Origin of the sequence: Streptomyces sp. NPDC001941 (assembly GCF_040296945.1) — a bacterium.
In the GTDB taxonomy this organism is placed as follows: Bacteria; Actinomycetota; Actinomycetes; order Streptomycetales; family Streptomycetaceae; genus Streptomyces.
The window spans coordinates 119,253-133,980 of sequence record NZ_JBEOYE010000008.1 but is presented as its reverse complement, the minus strand read 5'-3'; the positions used below and the strand labels follow the sequence as shown (position 1 = coordinate 133,980).

At 73.6% G+C, this 14,728-nt stretch carries 13 protein-coding genes; 11 read left to right on the top strand and 2 right to left on the bottom strand.

Going from position 1 to position 14,728, the window contains the following annotated elements:
* Positions 1-78: 78 nt before the first annotated feature.
* Positions 79-1,449: a glutamine synthetase family protein gene (locus ABT160_RS09695; protein ID WP_351645752.1), complete on the bottom strand. Its 1,371-nt coding sequence runs from the start codon at positions 1,447-1,449 to the stop codon at positions 79-81.
* A 279-nt stretch (positions 1,450-1,728) separates the two neighbouring features.
* Between ABT160_RS09695 and ABT160_RS09690 the strand changes: the two genes are divergently transcribed.
* The 8 genes from ABT160_RS09690 to ABT160_RS09655 all read left to right on the top strand — a co-directional run bounded on the left by ABT160_RS09690 (position 1,729) and on the right by ABT160_RS09655 (position 9,617).
* Positions 1,729-1,917: a ferredoxin gene (locus ABT160_RS09690; RefSeq protein WP_351645749.1), complete on the top strand. Its 189-nt coding sequence runs from the start codon at positions 1,729-1,731 to the stop codon at positions 1,915-1,917.
* Positions 1,918-1,920: 3 nt separating this feature from the next.
* On the top strand, positions 1,921-3,162 hold the full coding sequence (locus tag ABT160_RS09685; RefSeq protein ID WP_351645746.1) for an NAD(P)/FAD-dependent oxidoreductase: 1,242 nt from the start codon (positions 1,921-1,923) through the stop codon (positions 3,160-3,162).
* A gap of 11 nt (positions 3,163-3,173) precedes the next feature.
* Positions 3,174-3,980, top strand: a complete 807-nt coding sequence (locus tag ABT160_RS09680; protein WP_351645744.1) for an acetoacetate decarboxylase family protein — start codon at positions 3,174-3,176, stop codon at positions 3,978-3,980.
* A gap of 6 nt (positions 3,981-3,986) precedes the next feature.
* On the top strand, positions 3,987-5,471 hold the full coding sequence (locus tag ABT160_RS09675) for an aldehyde dehydrogenase family protein (protein WP_351645741.1): 1,485 nt from the start codon (positions 3,987-3,989) through the stop codon (positions 5,469-5,471).
* A complete protein-coding gene (locus tag ABT160_RS09670; protein ID WP_351645739.1) occupies positions 5,464-6,390 on the top strand; it encodes a 3,4-dihydroxyphenylacetate 2,3-dioxygenase in 927 nt (308 codons plus the stop codon). Before ABT160_RS09675 ends, ABT160_RS09670 begins: the two co-directional genes overlap by 8 nt.
* A 1-nt stretch (position 6,391) precedes the next feature.
* Entirely contained in the window at positions 6,392-7,237 is an 846-nt protein-coding gene (locus ABT160_RS09665; RefSeq protein WP_351645736.1) for a fumarylacetoacetate hydrolase family protein, read from the top strand.
* A gap of 102 nt (positions 7,238-7,339) precedes the next feature.
* Positions 7,340-8,830, top strand: a complete 1,491-nt coding sequence (locus ABT160_RS09660) for an APC family permease (protein ID WP_351645733.1) — start codon at positions 7,340-7,342, stop codon at positions 8,828-8,830.
* A gap of 58 nt (positions 8,831-8,888) precedes the next feature.
* The gene (locus tag ABT160_RS09655) at positions 8,889-9,617 is read left to right on the top strand and encodes a gamma-glutamyl-gamma-aminobutyrate hydrolase family protein (RefSeq protein WP_351645730.1); all 729 of its coding nucleotides are present in this window, start codon (positions 8,889-8,891) and stop codon (positions 9,615-9,617) included.
* A gap of 47 nt (positions 9,618-9,664) precedes the next feature.
* On the opposite strand, the gene ABT160_RS09650 is transcribed toward ABT160_RS09655, so the two are convergent.
* On the bottom strand, positions 9,665-10,243 hold the full coding sequence (locus tag ABT160_RS09650; protein ID WP_351645727.1) for a MarR family winged helix-turn-helix transcriptional regulator: 579 nt from the start codon (positions 10,241-10,243) through the stop codon (positions 9,665-9,667).
* Between the two features lie 321 nt (positions 10,244-10,564).
* Here ABT160_RS09650 and ABT160_RS09645 point away from each other — a divergent pair, with 321 nt between their 5' ends.
* The 3 genes from ABT160_RS09645 (at position 10,565) to ABT160_RS09635 (ending at position 14,717) form a co-directional block, all read left to right on the top strand.
* Entirely contained in the window at positions 10,565-11,203 is a 639-nt protein-coding gene (locus tag ABT160_RS09645; RefSeq protein WP_351645724.1) for an isochorismatase family protein, read from the top strand.
* Between the two features lie 536 nt (positions 11,204-11,739).
* The gene (locus tag ABT160_RS09640) at positions 11,740-13,170 is read left to right on the top strand and encodes a pyridoxal phosphate-dependent decarboxylase family protein (protein WP_351645722.1); all 1,431 of its coding nucleotides are present in this window, start codon (positions 11,740-11,742) and stop codon (positions 13,168-13,170) included.
* Entirely contained in the window at positions 13,167-14,717 is a 1,551-nt protein-coding gene (locus tag ABT160_RS09635) for a phenylacetate--CoA ligase family protein (RefSeq protein ID WP_351645719.1), read from the top strand. Before ABT160_RS09640 ends, ABT160_RS09635 begins: the two co-directional genes overlap by 4 nt.
* Positions 14,718-14,728 lie beyond the last annotated feature (11 nt).

The following is a 14,728-nucleotide window of genomic DNA, read 5'->3' as shown; positions in this document are numbered from 1 at the left end:
CTGGAGGTGCGCGAGTTGTGGGACGCGTACGTCCGGGGGTGGCCTTCACCGGACGTACGCGCGCGGCGGGTGACCGGGTCACAGGTGGTAGGCGTACTCCGTGAACTCCCAGTCGGTGACGTGGCTGTGGAAGCGCTGGACCTCGTCCCTCTTGTACGTGAGGTAGGCGGCGACGAAGTCCTTGCCGAGGGCCTGGCAGAGCGCCGCGTCCGCCTCCAGCGCGTCGAGGGCGGCCGGGAGGCCGGCGGGCAGCACGGTGGCGCGGGCCGTGTCGTAGCCGTAGCCCTCCAGCGCGGCGGGCGGCTCCTCGGCGGCCTCGATGCCCAGCAGGCAGGCCGCGAGCGTGCCCGCGACCAGCAGGTACGGGTTGGCGCTGGCGTCGCCCAGGCGCAGTTCGAGGCGGGCGCCCTCGCCGCGCTCGGGCGGCACCCTGACCATGGCGCTGCGGTTGTCCAGGCCCCAGTCGACCAGCCAGGGGGCCAGGGTGTCGGGGCCGAAGCGCTTGTAGGAGTTGACGGTGGGGTTGGCGAGCGCGGCGAGGGCCGGGGCGTGGGCGAGGAGTCCGGCGACGGCGTGCCGGGCGGTGGCGGAGAGGCCGTCGGGTCCTTCCGGGTCGTCGAAGGCGTTGGCGCCGTCCGGGCCGGCGCAGGACAGGTGCAGGTGGAAGCCGGAGCCCCCGGCGTCGTTGAACGGCTTGGCCATGAAGGTCGCCAACCGGCCCTCGTGGCGGGCGAGTTCCTTGACGGAGGACTTCAGGCGGAAGGCCCGGTCGGCGGCGTCCAGGGCCTCGGAGTGCACCAGGTTGATCTCGAACTGCGCGCCGTCGAACTCGTGGTTGCCGTTGCTCACTCCGATGTCCAGGTCGCGCAGCAGGCGCAGCAGCCGCAGCAGGTGGTTGTCCGGGTCGGCGCGCAGGCCCGCCGTGTAGACGACGCCGGACGCGGTGGAGTAGCGGCGCCAGCCGCCGGGCGCCAGCGGGTCGGCCTCGCACAGGAAGTACTCCAGCTCGGGGCCCACGACCGGGACCAGGTCGCGTGCGGCGTACCGGGCGAGCACCCCGCGCAGCAGGTCGCGCGGTGATTCGGGGGCGGGCTCGCCGGTGCTCGGGTCGACGACCTCGCCGAGGCAGGTGGCGACGCCGGGCTCCCAGGGCAGGGTGCGCAGGGTGGTGAGGTCGGGGCGCACCAGGATGTCGGGCAGGCCCGCCTCCAGGCCCCCGGCGACCGGGACGACGCCGCCGCGCGGCGTGGTGTGGTAGACGGCCCGGCAGAAGGCGAGGCCGTGGGCGCAGGCCGTCGGCAGGTGGCCGAGGAGCACGTCGCGGGCGCGGTCGGTGCCGAGCAGGTCGGGGTAGACGACGCGGACGACGTCGACGCCGTCCTCGGCGAGCCGGTCGGTGTACTGGGCGGGGTCGGGGAGCTGGTGGTCCCCTGGTGCGGGTGCGCTCACCGCTGCCTCCTCGGGCAGACGCGGAACCTGGCGGCGGCGTGACCCCCGGCCGGACGGGGCGGTGCGCCGCCCGGTCGTTGTTTGAGGTCAAACGATAGCTCGAAGGTAGGCCGCCCACTCCGGTCCCGCAAGCGGTTCGCCGCGCCAACTCGCTTCTGTGTGCGGGGCATTGACCGCCCGGCGGTGGCTGCCTATGTTTGTTTGAAGCCAAACGATCCGGTCCGGGCCGCCGTCGCGCACCACCGGCCGTCCGGCGCGTCCCGGGGGAGGTCACGCCCCATGAAGGTCGTCGTCGACAGGAACAAGTGCCAGGACCACGGGCAGTGCGTCTTCGCCGCGCCCGAGGTCTTCCAGCTGGACGACGAGGGACACCTCGTCCACACCGCCGACGCCGACGACGCCCTGCGCGACGAGGTCGAGGAAGCGGCCGACGTCTGCCCCATGCAGGCCATCCGGATCGAGGACTGAGCCGTGTCCGAGGGCGTCCTGGTCGTCGGCGCCTCCCTGGGCGGGCTGCGCACCGCCGAGCAGCTGCGCGCCGCGGGCTGGCGCGGCCCGGTCACCGTGGTCGGCGACGAACCCCACATGCCGTACAACCGGCCCCCGCTGTCCAAGGAGGCCCTGTACGGCTCCGTGCCCTTCGCCTCCGTCGCCCTGGCCCCGCGCCCCAGCACCGCCGACGTCGACTGGCGGCTCGGGCGGCGGGTGACCGGCGTACGCCTGACCGACCGCGTCGCCGTCCTGGACGGCGGCGAGGAACTGCGCTTCGCGGCCCTCGTCGCCGCCACCGGACTGCGCCCCAGGCGGCTGCGCTGCCCCGGGCCCGTCGGCCCGGCCAGTGGCCGCCACGTGCTGCGCACCCTCGCCGACGCCCGGTCGCTGCGGGCCGCGCTCGTCCGCCCCGGCACGCGCCTCGTCGTGGTCGGCGCCGGGTTCATCGGCTGCGAGGTCGCCGCCACCGCCGTGCGCCTCGGGGTGCGCGAGGTGACCGTGGCCGACGTGGAGCCGCTGCCGATGCTGCGCCCGCTGGGGGAGCGGATGGCCGCCGCGCTGCTGCGCCGCCACCGGGCCCGGGGAGTGCGCTTCGAACTCGGCGCCGGTGTCGCCGCCTTCGCGGGGGAGGGGCGGGTCACCGGCGTCGTCCTGGGTGACGGGCGCACGCTCCCGGCCGACGTGGTCGTCGAGTGCGTCGGCGCCGCCCCCAACACCGAGTGGCTCCAGGGCAACGGGCTCGACCTCACCGACGGGGTGCGGGTGGACGGCCGGTTGCGGGCCGGCGGCCTGCCGCACGCCCTGGCCGTCGGCGACGTCGTCCGCTTCCCCGACCCGCGCCACGGCGGCCTGTCCCGCCGCGTCGAGCACTGGTCGATGCCCGGCGACAGCGCCCGCCACGCGGCCCGCGTGCTCGCCGCGCACCTGGCGGGCGGCGGGCGGCCGGGGGACGCGTCGGACGACCCCGCGCCCTTCGCCCCGCTGCCCAGCTTCTGGAGCGACCAGCACGACTTCCGGCTCCAGTCCTTCGGCTCGCCCGACCTCGGCACCGACGACGTGCGCGTCCTCGAAGGCGACCTCGACGGCGACGGCGACGCCGTGGCCGGCTACCACGCGGACGGACGGCTCGTCGGCGTGGTGGCCCTGGGCGGCCCCGGGGCCGCCGCGGCCGCCGGGCGCCACCGCCCGCTCCTGAAGCTCCAGTCCGCCCCCACCGTGTGAGGAGCACCCCCGTGACCCGACTGCGCGGCTACCTCTACCCCAAGTCCGCCACCGGAGCGTCCTCGGTGGTCCCCGCGCCGCCCTGGCACTACTCCGGCGACCTGCTGACGGTCGAGTACCGCACCGACCCCGCCCGGGTGCGCGAACTGCTGCCCCGGCCGCTGGAGCTGGCGGAGGAGGATCCCGGCGCCGTCGCGGTCATCTGGGCCGACTGGCAGTCCTGCGCCGCCTCCGGCGAGGAACTCCTGGACCCGGTGCGCTCCCAGTACAAGGAAGTGCTCGTGGTGGTCCGCTGCACCTACCGGGGCCGGCCGTACTCGCGGTGCGTCTACATCTGGGTCGACAAGGACTTCGCCGTCGCCCGCGGACTGCACCAGGGCTACCCGAAGAAGCTCGGCTCCATCCACCAGACCCGCCCGCACCCGCACGGACCCGCGCCGCGCATCGAGGCGGGGGCCCGCTTCGGCGCCACCCTCGCCGCCGCCGACCGGCGCATCGCCCAGGCCGTGGTCACCCTGCGCGAGCCCAGCGGGAGCGGCGGGTTCGTCAACGCCCACCCGATGGCCCACCACCGCTGGCTGCCCTCCATCGAGAAGGGCAAGGGCCTCGCCCTGGACGAGCTCGTCGAGACCGCGGCCGCCTCCGTGGACGCCGGGACGCCCTGGCGCGGCGACGCCGACCTGGAGCTGTTCGAGGCGCCCACCGAGGAGCTGGCCCGGCTGGAGGTGCGCGAGCCCATCGCCGCGTACTACCGCCAGGTCGGCACCGTCTGGGACGGCGGCCTGCTCCTGGAGTCCCACACCTCCGGCGCGGAGTGAACGGCCATGGCCGACAACCCGGTTGAGCACACGGCCGTCGTCGCCGGGGTCCCCGTCGACACCCGCCACTGGATCGGCGGGCGGCGCACCGCCTCGCCCGCCTCCTTCGCCGACCTCTCGCCCGTCGACGGCCGCGAACTGGCCCGTCTCGCCCGCGGCGGCGCCGCGGAGGCGGGGGCCGCCGTCGCCGCGGCGAGCGCCGCGTTCCCCGGCTGGGCCGCCACCTCCCGGGCCGAGCGGGCCCGGGTGCTGCACGCGGTCGCCGACGGCGTCGAGGCGCGCCTGGAGGACCTGGCGCGGGTCGAGACCGAGGACAACGGCGCCCTGCTGCGCGCCCACCGGCGCAGCGTCATGCCACGCGTCGCCCACAACTTCCGCTACTTCGCCGACAAGGCCCTGGAGCTCGGCGAGAAGGACTTCGAGACCCGCGGCCACCGCAACCACGTCTCCTGGGACCCGGCCGGGCCCTGCGCCCTGGTCACCCCCTGGAACGCGCCGCTGATGCTGGCCACCTGGAAGGTCGCCCCGGCCCTCGCCGCCGGGAACACCGTCGTCCTCAAGCCCGCCGAGTGGTCCCCGCTCACCGCCTCCCTGCTCGCCGACATCGCGGCGGACGCCGGACTCCCGCCCGGCGTCCTCAACGTCCTCCAGGGGTACGGGAACGAGGCGGGCGCCGCGCTCGTCTCGCACCCCTGCGTCCGGCGCGTCAGCTTCACCGGATCGGTGCCCACCGGCCGTTCCGTGGCGGCCGCCGCGGCCGCCCACCTCACCCCGGTCAGCCTCGAACTGGGCGGCAAGTCACCGCTGTTGGTCTTCGCCGACGCCGACCTGGACCGGGCCGCCGACCTCGCCGCCGAGCAGTACGACAACGCGGGCCAGGTCTGCCTGGCCGCCACCCGGCTGCTCGTCGAGGAGGGCGTGGCCGAGGAGTTCACCCGCCGTCTGGCCGCCCGCGCGGCCGCCCTCGTACAGGGCGACCCGCGCGCGGAGGCCACCGGAATGGGCCCGCTGGTCCACCCGCGCCAGCTGGAGCGCGTCGACGGCTTCGTGCGCCGCGCCCTGGCCGCCGGGGCCCGCGCCGCGTACGGCGGCGGCCGTCACGAGGAGCTGGGCGGCCTGCACTACCGGCCCACCCTGCTCACCGGCGTGGACCAGGACAGCGAGATCGTCCAGGAGGAGGTGTTCGGGCCGGTGCTGACCCTGCAGACCTTCCGCACCGAGGACGAGGCGGTGGAGCTGGCCGAGGGCACCCGGTTCGGGCTCGCCGCCACGCTCGTCACCGGCGACCCGCGCCGCGCCGAACGCGTGAGCGCCCGGCTCACCGCGGGCACCGTCTGGGTCAACTGCTTCTACGTGCGCGACCTGCGGGCCCCCTTCGGCGGCGCCCGCGAGTCCGGCGTCGGCCGCGAGGGCGGCACCTGGAGCTTCGACTTCTACTGCGACGTGAAGAACACCGTCACCGCGCCGGCCGACGGGGGAGGACATGGGTGAGATCGCCGGGGCGGGCCTGCTCGCCCACGTCCCCACCATCGTGCTGCCCGAGAAGGTGCGCCTGGACCTCAACGAGGGCCGGGAGATCACCCTGGTCACCGGCCTTCGCCAACTGCGCCGCGACGTCTTCGAGTCCGACGCCTACGACACCGTCGTCGTCCTGGACTCGCACTGGGCGACCACCGTGGAGTTCGTGGTCACCGCGCACCACCGCCGGGCCGGCCTGTTCACCTCCGAGGAACTGCCGCGCGGGATGTGCCGGATGCCCTACGACTTCCCCGGCGACCCCGAACTGGCCCACGCCGTCGCCGGGTTCGCCGAGCGGCACGGCACCTGGATCACCCCGGTCGACGACCCGTACCTGCCGGTCCACTACGCCACGCTCAACCTGTGGAAGTTCCTCGGCGAGGGCCTGCCCGGCAAGCGCTGGCTCTCCATCGGCGTCTGCCAGACCGGCGACGCCGAGGACCACCTGCGGCTCGGCCGGGCGCTGGCCGACGGCATCGCCGCCGTCCCCGGCCGCCGGGTCCTGCTGGTCGCCTCCGGCGCCCTGTCGCACACCTTCTGGCCGCTGCGCGAACTGCGCGACCACGAGGCGTCCGACCCGGCGCACATCCGCACCCCCGAGGCCCGGGCAGCCGACGAGGAGCGCATCGGCTGGCTCGCCGGGGGCCGCCACGACCGGGTCCTGGACACCATGGACGCCTTCGCCCGGTTCCGGCCCGAGGCCCGGTTCGCCCACTACCTGATGATGGCGGGCGCCCTCGGCGCGCGGGAGTGCGTCGCCCGCGGCCGCCAGTACGGCCAGTACGAGAACTCGGTGGGCACCGGCCAGGTCCACCTCTGGTTCGACCGCCCGGCCGGGGGCTGGACCGGCGGGGCGCCCGCCCCGGCCGCCGCACGGGACCGGGAGGCCTGAGATGTCCGAGTACCGCCGCGTCCTGCTCGACGGCGCCGCCGTCGAGGTGGTGCGCGAGGGCGACGAACTCGTCGCCGGGGACGGCCGCCGGCTCAAGGCGGACCAGGCCGTGCACCTGCCCCCGGTACGGCCCACCAAGGTCGTCGCCGTCCACCTCAACCACGAGAGCCGCGTCGCCGAGTTCGGGGCGAGGCTCCCGGCCGCGCCCACCTACTTCCACAAGCCGGTCTCCGCACTCAACGCCCACGGCGGCGCGGTCGTACGGCCCGAGGGCTGCAAGTGGCTCAACTACGAGGGCGAGATCGGCATCGTCATCGGCCGCACCGCCCGCAACATCAGCCCCGCGGAAGCCGGTTCGTACATCGCCGGGTACACCGTGGGCAACGACTTCGGGCTGCACGACTTCCGCGACACCGACGCCGGGTCGATGCTGAGGGTGAAGGGCTCCGACACGCTCTGCCCCCTCGGGCCCGGCCTGGTCACCGACTGGGACTTCCGCCACAAGCGGCTGCGCACGTACGTCAACGGGACGCTGGCGCAGGACGGTTCGACCGACGAGATGCACTGGGACATGCACTACCTCGTCGCCGACATCGCCCGCACCATCACGCTCGTCCCCGGGGACGTCCTGCTCTCCGGCACCCCCGCGGGCTCGCGCCCCGTGGTGCCGGGCGACGTGGTGGAGGTCGACGTCGAGGGGCTGGGGCGGCTGGTCAACCACGTGGTCGCGGGCCCCACGGCGGTGCGCACCGACGTCGGCGCGCAGCCCACCGAGTCCGAGGAGGTGCGCTCCACCGCCCTCGGCGGCGACTGGGAGTTCCGGGGCGTCAGGCCGCCCCGCCGCTGAACGGCCGCCGGTCACGGCGCCGCACCGGGCCTGCCACGGGGAAGCCCGGCGCGGCGCCCCACCGTACGCAGGACGCGAGGGTCCGCGAGGAGGGCACGGGGGATGGAGAAGAGAGTACGGGCGGGGACCGCCCCGCACACGGTCCGGCTGAAGCGCGACGCGCTGGGCGTGCCGGGCATCCTGTTCCTGGTGCTGTCCGCGCAGGCGCCGCTGACGGGCATCGCGGGCGCCGTCCCGCTGGCGGTGGCACTGGGCAACGGCGCCGCCGTGCCCGCCGCCTACGTGGCCGCCGGGATTATCGTGCTGCTGTTCTCGGTGGGCTTCGTCGCCATGTCCCGGCACGTCGTGGACGCGGGCGCGTTCTACCGCTACATCGGCGCCGGCCTCGGGCACACCGCGGGGACCGCCAGTGCGGCCGTCGCCCTCTTCGCGTACTGCACCATCCAGGCGGCGATGTACGGCCTGTACGGGGCGACGGTCGCCCAGGTCGTCACCGCGCACACCGACGTGGCCGTGCCGTGGTGGGTGTACGCGGTGGCCACGATGGCCCTGGTGCAGCTGCTCGGGGCGGCGGGCATCGACATGGGCGCCCGGGTCCTGGCGGTGTTCGTCCTCGCCGAGACCTGTGTGCTGCTCGCCTTCGCCCTGGTCGTCCTGGTGCGCGGCTCCGGCGCCGGGCCGCTCGACCTGGCCAGCGGGTTCTCGCCGGGCGCCGCGCTCCAGGGGGCGCCGGGCCTCGCGCTGATGTTCGCGGTGGCCTCCATGTTCGGCTTCGAGGCGACGGCGATCTACGGCGAGGAGGCCCGCGAGCCCGCCCGCACGGTGCCGCGCGCCACCTACCTCTCCATCACGCTGATCACCGTCTTCTTCGCGGTGGTCTCCTGGACGCTGATCGCCGCGCACGGCCCGGCCGCCGCCAAGGCGGACGCGGGCGCGGCGCTGGCCTCGGGCGACTCCTCCTCCTTCGTGTTCGGCCCGGTCACCGACCGGCTCGGGGCGTGGGCCGGGGACGTGCTGCCGGTGCTGCTCGCCACCTCGCTCTTCGCGGGGCTGCTCGCCTTCCACAACTCGGCCAACCGCTACCTGTTCTCGCTGGGCCGTGAACGGCTGCTGCCCGGCGCCCTGTGCACGCTCAACCGGCGGGGCGCGCCCTGGGCGGCCGGCGCCGTGCAGAGCGTGATCGCGCTGGCCCTCGTGGTGCCGTTCGCGGCCGGGGGCAAGGACCCGGTGCTCACCCTGTTCTCCTGGTTCAGCGGCGTCGCCGTGCTCGCGATCATGCTGCTGTACTTCCTGACCTCGGTCTCCGTGACCGTCTTCTTCCGCCGCGAGCGGCTGGACCGCCGCCCGTGGAACACCCTCGTCGCGCCGGTGCTCGGCGCGCTCGGCATCGCGGGCGCGCTGTGGCTGATCCTGTCCAACTTCACGACCCTGATCGGCGGCGACCGCGCCACCGCGACCCGGCTCGCCCTGTGCGTCCCGCTGGTGCTGCTCCTCGGCGCCGCGGGAGCCCTCCTCGCCCGGCGCCGCGGCCGGCACGCGCGGGGCGGCGCGGCTCCCGGGCCGCAGGCGCCGGACCGTACCAGCAAGGCCTGACAGCAGACCCCGGGCCGATCCCCCCGTCGGCCCCCGCACCACCCGAGGACCCCCCGCCGTGGACCACCCCCGCCCCCTGATCGCGATCCCCGCCCGCTTCTCGGCCGCCGCGTCCGCACTGCGGTACGCCGCCGAGGTCAACGCCCGCGCCCTGGTCGAGGCGGTGTGGCGGGCGGGCGGCGAGCCCGCGACCATCCATCCGTACGCCCCCGACGGCAGCGCCGACCCCGGTCCGGTGGCCTCCCGGCTCGCCCGCTTCGACGGCGTCCTGCTGCCCGGCGGCGGCGACCTCTCGCCCGGCCGCTACGGCGCCACCACCCTGCACGGCAGCCTGTACGACGTCGACGCCGAGCAGGACGGCTTCGACCTGGCGGTCGCCCGCCACGCCCTGGCCGCCGGACAGCCGCTGCTCGCGATCTGCCGGGGCATGCAGGTGGTCAACGTGGCGCTGGGCGGCACCCTGCGCCAGCACATGCGCGGCTGGCGGCGCGAGCACCGCAACCTGGTGCACCAGGTGTCCGTCGAGCCGGGCACCCTGCTGCGGCGGGTCACCGGCGCCGACGAGATCACCGCCTCCTGCTTCCACCACCAGGCCATCGACCGCGACGGCCCCGGCCTCAAGGTCAGCGCCAGGGCCGCGGACGGCACCAGGGAGGGGCTTGAACTCCCGTACGGACGGGGCTGGTTCCTCGCCGTGCAGTGGCATCCGGAGGACACGGCTCGTCAGGACCCGTCGCAACAGGCCCTGTTCGACGCCCTGGTGGCCGCCGCGAGGCGGTACCGGTGATCGGGGCGCGCGCCCCCGGAGATGCCCCGGGTCGGCCAACCAGTCCTTCAATCAGCCGACTTGGCGCGCCGTCCGCTGCGGCGCGGGGCGGGCGACGCGCCGTCGAGCAGGGCGAGGCGGCGCTCCTCACCGCCCTCCTCGACCTGGAGCACCACCTGCCGCAGGCCCTGGGCGACCCGGCGGCACTCGGCCTCGTCGAGCCGTTCGGTCACGAACGCCTCCTCCGCGTTGAAGCGCGGGAACAGCTCCTTCATCAGCTCCTCGCCCGCCCCGGTCAGCCGGAGCAGCACGAGCCGGCCGTCCTCGGGGTGCCCCCGCCGGGCCACCAGGCCGCGCGCCTCCAGGGTGCGTACGACCCCGGTGAGGGTGCCCTTGGAGATGCCGGCCTCCTCCGCCACGTGCCGGGTCTCCGACTCGCCCCAGATCCAGACCACCCACAGCACGACGAAGCCGGTCCAGGTCAGATCGCTGCCGCGCAGCACCGAGTTCTCCAGGTGCTGGCGCACGGCGGACGCCGCCCGGTAGATGTTGGCGACCACCGCCATCTGGTCATGGCGTATCGGAGCACCGCCGAGCTTGTCCTGGGCCAGCCTCTCGGCTTCGGTGATGGACCGCTGACCGGGCACGGGAACCCCCTCTTCCGCCGGGTGCGGGACGCGTGCCGCCAGCTTATCGTTCGGACTCAAACGCCGTCCGCCCCCGGCGCCGCCCACCTGCCCCGACTCCCTTGCCGCGCAGGTCGGTTCAGGGGGACGGGGCGGCTGGCCGGAACGCGCACGGCACGGTGCGCGGTCCGCTCGCGGCGTCCGCCCCCGGTGCTAGCGTCGGGGCGACGCAGCACCTTCACCGTCGGCCCCCGAGCGTGCGGAGAACCGCGCCGGGGCGACCGTCGCGCACCCGCCTCCCGGTTGCGCGAACCTCCCACCCTGTCAGAGGGGAAGACCGTCATGAAGCGCGCTCTCGTGGTCATCGACGTCCAGAACGAGTACATCACCGGAGGGCTGCCCATCGGGTACCCCGCCCCGGCCCTCAGCCTCGCCAACATCGCCATCGCCATGGACGCGGCCGCCGCGGCCGGCATCCCGGTCGTCGTCGTCCAGCACGCGGCGCCCGAGCAGTCGCCCGTCTTCGGCCGCGGCGGCCACGGCCACGGCCTGCACGAGTCGGTCGCCTCCCGGCACCACGACCACCTGGTCGAGAAGGCGCTGCCGTCCAGCTTCGCGGGCACCGGCCTGGCCGACCTGCTGGCACGGGAGGGCGTGGACACCCTCACCATCGTCGGGTACATGACGCAGACCTGCGTCGAGTCGACCACCCGGGACGCGGTGCACCGGGGGTACGCGGTCGAGGTGCTGTCCGACGCGACCGGCGCCCTGCCGCTCGCCAACCGGGTCGGTGCGATGAGCGCCGACCAGGTGCACCACGCGGTCCTGGTGGTCCTGCAGACGTTCTTCGCGTACGTCGCCACCACCGGCGAGTGGTGCGCGGCGGTCCGGGCGAAGGCGCCGCTGGGCCGGGCGGACTTCGCGGCGGCGACCGACGCGGGCTACGCGGCGGTGTCGGGACAGGAGGGGCCCGCGGTGTGAGGGGCCCTCCCCGGGACGGCCGCCGGGGAGGGCGGATGCTGACCGGCCGTACAGGAGTTCATGGCCAAAACCCCTGACCGAACACCCAATCGACGGCGGAATCGGGCCCCGGCTCGATTCCGCCGGTTTCGACATCCCCCGTTGGCAGGAAACGCACCCCGCCAACTGGTAACCCCAGGCTCCCTTTCCGTGGGCTGCCTGGCCCGACCGGTGCCGAGGCCTTCCGCCGCCCAGGTCCGGGCCTTTCCTGAAACCGCGCACAGGGCCCCGTCACGTGCGATGCGCATGTGACCGGGTGGGGCGAAAGGGTTCCGACCGCCCGATCGAGGGTTGTACCGACTTTCGGACAGTACCCCGAGAAATGTCCAACGCCGCGGCGCAATGACCCTACGGTGGGTCCCGCATCACCCCCCACACCTGCTCGTCGCTTTCCTTTGCCATGCCCGAATTCCATCCCAGGGTGGAACGGGGAGAACCCGAAGGAGATCTACGTGACGGAATCGCCCCTGAGTGGTTTATTGCTCGACGCGTTTGACGTGCAGCTGTTCCGGGAGAACGCCGAGACCGTTCTCGGCCGCCTGGAGAAGCACCTGGCCGACCATTCGATCCGGGGCCTGGAACTCACCGACCCCGCGCATCTGACCAAGGCGGCCAGAGCGCTGATGAAGGCGGAAGGGGAAGGTCCGGCGCCCTTCGACGAGGACCGGCTCGCCGCCATCGTCGACCTGTACGTCCGCACCGGGATCCAGGTCCACTCGCCCGGCTACATGGGCCGCCAGTTCTCCGGAGTCGTACCGCTGTCGGGCGTCGTCGACTTCGTGAGCTCGGTGGTCAACCAGCCGTCCTCGTTCTACGAGGCGGCCCAGCTGCCCAGCGTCGCCGAGCGGATCATGGCCGAGGAGCTGAACCGCTTCATCGGCTTCGACCCCGAGCGGTTCGGCATGATCACCACCTCCGGCGGCTCGCTGGCCAACCTGACCGCCCTGCTCGCGGCCCGCAACCGGGCGTTCCCCGGCTACTGGTCGCGCGGCGGCTCCGCCGTGCGCGGACCCGAGGCGCCGGCCATCGCGGTGGGCGCGGACGCGCACTACAGCGTGTCCCGCGCGGCCGGGGTGATGGGCATCGGCGAGGACCGCATCGTGCGGCTGCCGCTGGACGAGCACTACCGCATCGACACGGCGCGGGTGCGCCCCGTCCTGGAGGAGGCCGAGCGGCAGGGGCTGAACGTCTTCTGCCTGGTCGCCTCCGCGGGCACCACCCCGACCGGGGCCTTCGACGCGCTGGACGAACTGGCCGTCATCGCCCGCGAGCGGAACCTGTGGCTGCACGTGGACGGCGCGCACGGGGCCAGCCTGCTGGTCTCGGACGAGCTGCGGCACAAGCTGCGCGGCGTGGACCAGGTGGACTCGCTCGCCTGGGACGCGCACAAGATGATGTTCGTCCCCGGACCCTGCACGCTGCTCTTCTACCGCGACGGCGCCATGGCCCGCGGCGCCTTCCGGCAGACCGCGAGCTACGTGTTCGACGAACAGCCCGACATCTACACGGCGCTCGACAGCGGGGACAAGAACTTCGAATGCACCAAACGCCCGATGATCATGACCCTCTGGGTGTTGTGGGCCATTTACGGGAAGTCCTTGTTCGCCGACAAGATCGACTACCTCTGCCGGTTGACCCGTGAAGTCCACGGAATTCTCGAAAAGCAACCGGACTTCGAGACCCTGCATGAACCCGACGCGAACATCCTGTGCTTCCGCTACCGCCCCGAAGGGGTTCGGGAGGAAGAAATCCATGAATTGCAGGTGAACATCAGGAACCGCGTCAAGAGCGAAGGGAGATTCTTCATCTCCAAGGTCGACGTGGACAAGGTGGCCGCGTTGCGCGTGGTCATGATGAACCACCAAGTGACCACCGAGCACGTCCAGATGCTCCTCGGCGAGATCCGAAAGGCAGGCCAGGCAAGGTGAACAACTCACAGCTGACCGCGGCGCCGCCCCACGGCACGCAGGAACTGGTCAACTGGCTCATCCCCGACTGGGAACTCACCCCGCAGACCGTCGACGCCGTCACCCAACTCCCCTCGTTCGCGAGCAAGATGAGGGAGGCGGAGCGGGTCTGCCAGACCCCGTACAGCGAGATCTCGCACGAGGTCCAGGACGCCCTGGTGCTGCGCAGGCTCCAGCAGATGTACCACACCATGCGGCTCAACCCGCTGTGGCGCGAACGCCTGGACGCCGCCGGGGTGATCGACACCCCGATGAGCTACGCGGACTGGCAGCGCGTCCCGCTGTCCGACAAGGACGTCCAGCGGGACATGTTCACCGGCGACCGGCCCGGCATGGTCGTCCCGCACGACCGGGGCGGCTTCGAGGTCGTCGCCAGCGGCGGCACCAGTGGTGGCACCCCGCTGGAGATCGTGTACTCGCTGCGCGAACTCCAGGACACCTACCAGGTGGCCGGCCGCTTCATGGGCACGTACCAGCTGGAGCGCTACCTCCAGGGCGTCGACCCCAAGTGGCTGCTCACCACGCTCGCCGACTACCAGATGTGGTCCAGCGGCACGATGGTCGGCGGGGTGCTCCAGAGCGTCCCCGGCGTCAACTACATCGGCGCCGGACCCGTCACCGCCCCGGTCCTGGAGCACATGTTTTCCTACCGCGGCCCCAAGGCCCTGATGGGCATCTCGGCCGGCATCGCGATCCTCGCCGAGCTGGGCCAGGGCATGAGCGAGAAGTCCCGCGAGAGCTTCCGCGTCGCGCTGTACGGCTCCGGGGTGCTGCCCCAGCGCAAGCGCGTCGAACTCAAGGCGCTCTACCCGAACCTGGCGATCCTCAGCTACTTCGCCGCGACCCAGGCGGAGACCATCGGGCTCCAGCTGACCGAGGCCTCCCCGGCCCTCACCGCGGTCCCCGGGCTGCACCTCATCGAGATCGTCGACGAGAACGGCCGCTGGGTCTCCGAGGGCGAGGAGGGCGAGCTCGTCGTCACCCGGCTGCACGCCCACGAGGCGCCGCTGCTGCGCCTGAAGCTGGGCGACCGCATGATCCGCAGGCCGCGCCTGGAGGGCCCGGGCCTCAAGGCCCAGCAGTTCGAGTTCGCCGGGCGCACCGGGGACGTCCTGCACCTCAACGACAGCCAGTACTCGGCGGCCCGCGCCCTCACCTCGCTGCGCGAGGAGCTCAAGGCCGGCGGGGTCGTCGACCTCGACGAGGTGGCGCACGAGGTCCAGTTCGTGAACCACCGCGAGGACAAGACCATCACGCTGTACGCCGCCGTGGACGACGTCATCGGCCTGAACTACCGCACGGACACCATGCTCGGCCCGCAGGGCCTGCACCGGGTGTTCGTCACGGCCCTGCCGCGCTCCCTGTCGCTGTTCAACGCGGGGGAGGCCAATCCGTTCTCGATCGAGAAGACCGGCTACACGCTGCGGCTGGTCTTCGTGCCGCGCTACTCGCCGGAGATCGAGCGCACGGCCGTCGGCAAGGTCCCGCTGGTCCGCGACCGCGGCTAGCGGCATCCGGC

What these genes read in the sequence shown, in the direction of transcription:
- ABT160_RS09645 (WP_351645724.1), top strand. Translation starts at nt 10,565, where the DNA reads ATGAAGCGCGCTCTCGTGGTCATCGACGTCCAGAACGAGTACATCACC.
- ABT160_RS09660 (WP_351645733.1), top strand. Translation starts at nt 7,340, where the DNA reads ATGGAGAAGAGAGTACGGGCGGGGACCGCCCCGCACACGGTCCGGCTG.
- ABT160_RS09665 (WP_351645736.1), top strand. Translation starts at nt 6,392, where the DNA reads ATGTCCGAGTACCGCCGCGTCCTGCTCGACGGCGCCGCCGTCGAGGTG.
- ABT160_RS09690 (WP_351645749.1), top strand. Translation starts at nt 1,729, where the DNA reads ATGAAGGTCGTCGTCGACAGGAACAAGTGCCAGGACCACGGGCAGTGC.
- ABT160_RS09675 (WP_351645741.1), top strand. Translation starts at nt 3,987, where the DNA reads ATGGCCGACAACCCGGTTGAGCACACGGCCGTCGTCGCCGGGGTCCCC.
- ABT160_RS09670 (WP_351645739.1), top strand. Translation starts at nt 5,464, where the DNA reads ATGGGTGAGATCGCCGGGGCGGGCCTGCTCGCCCACGTCCCCACCATC.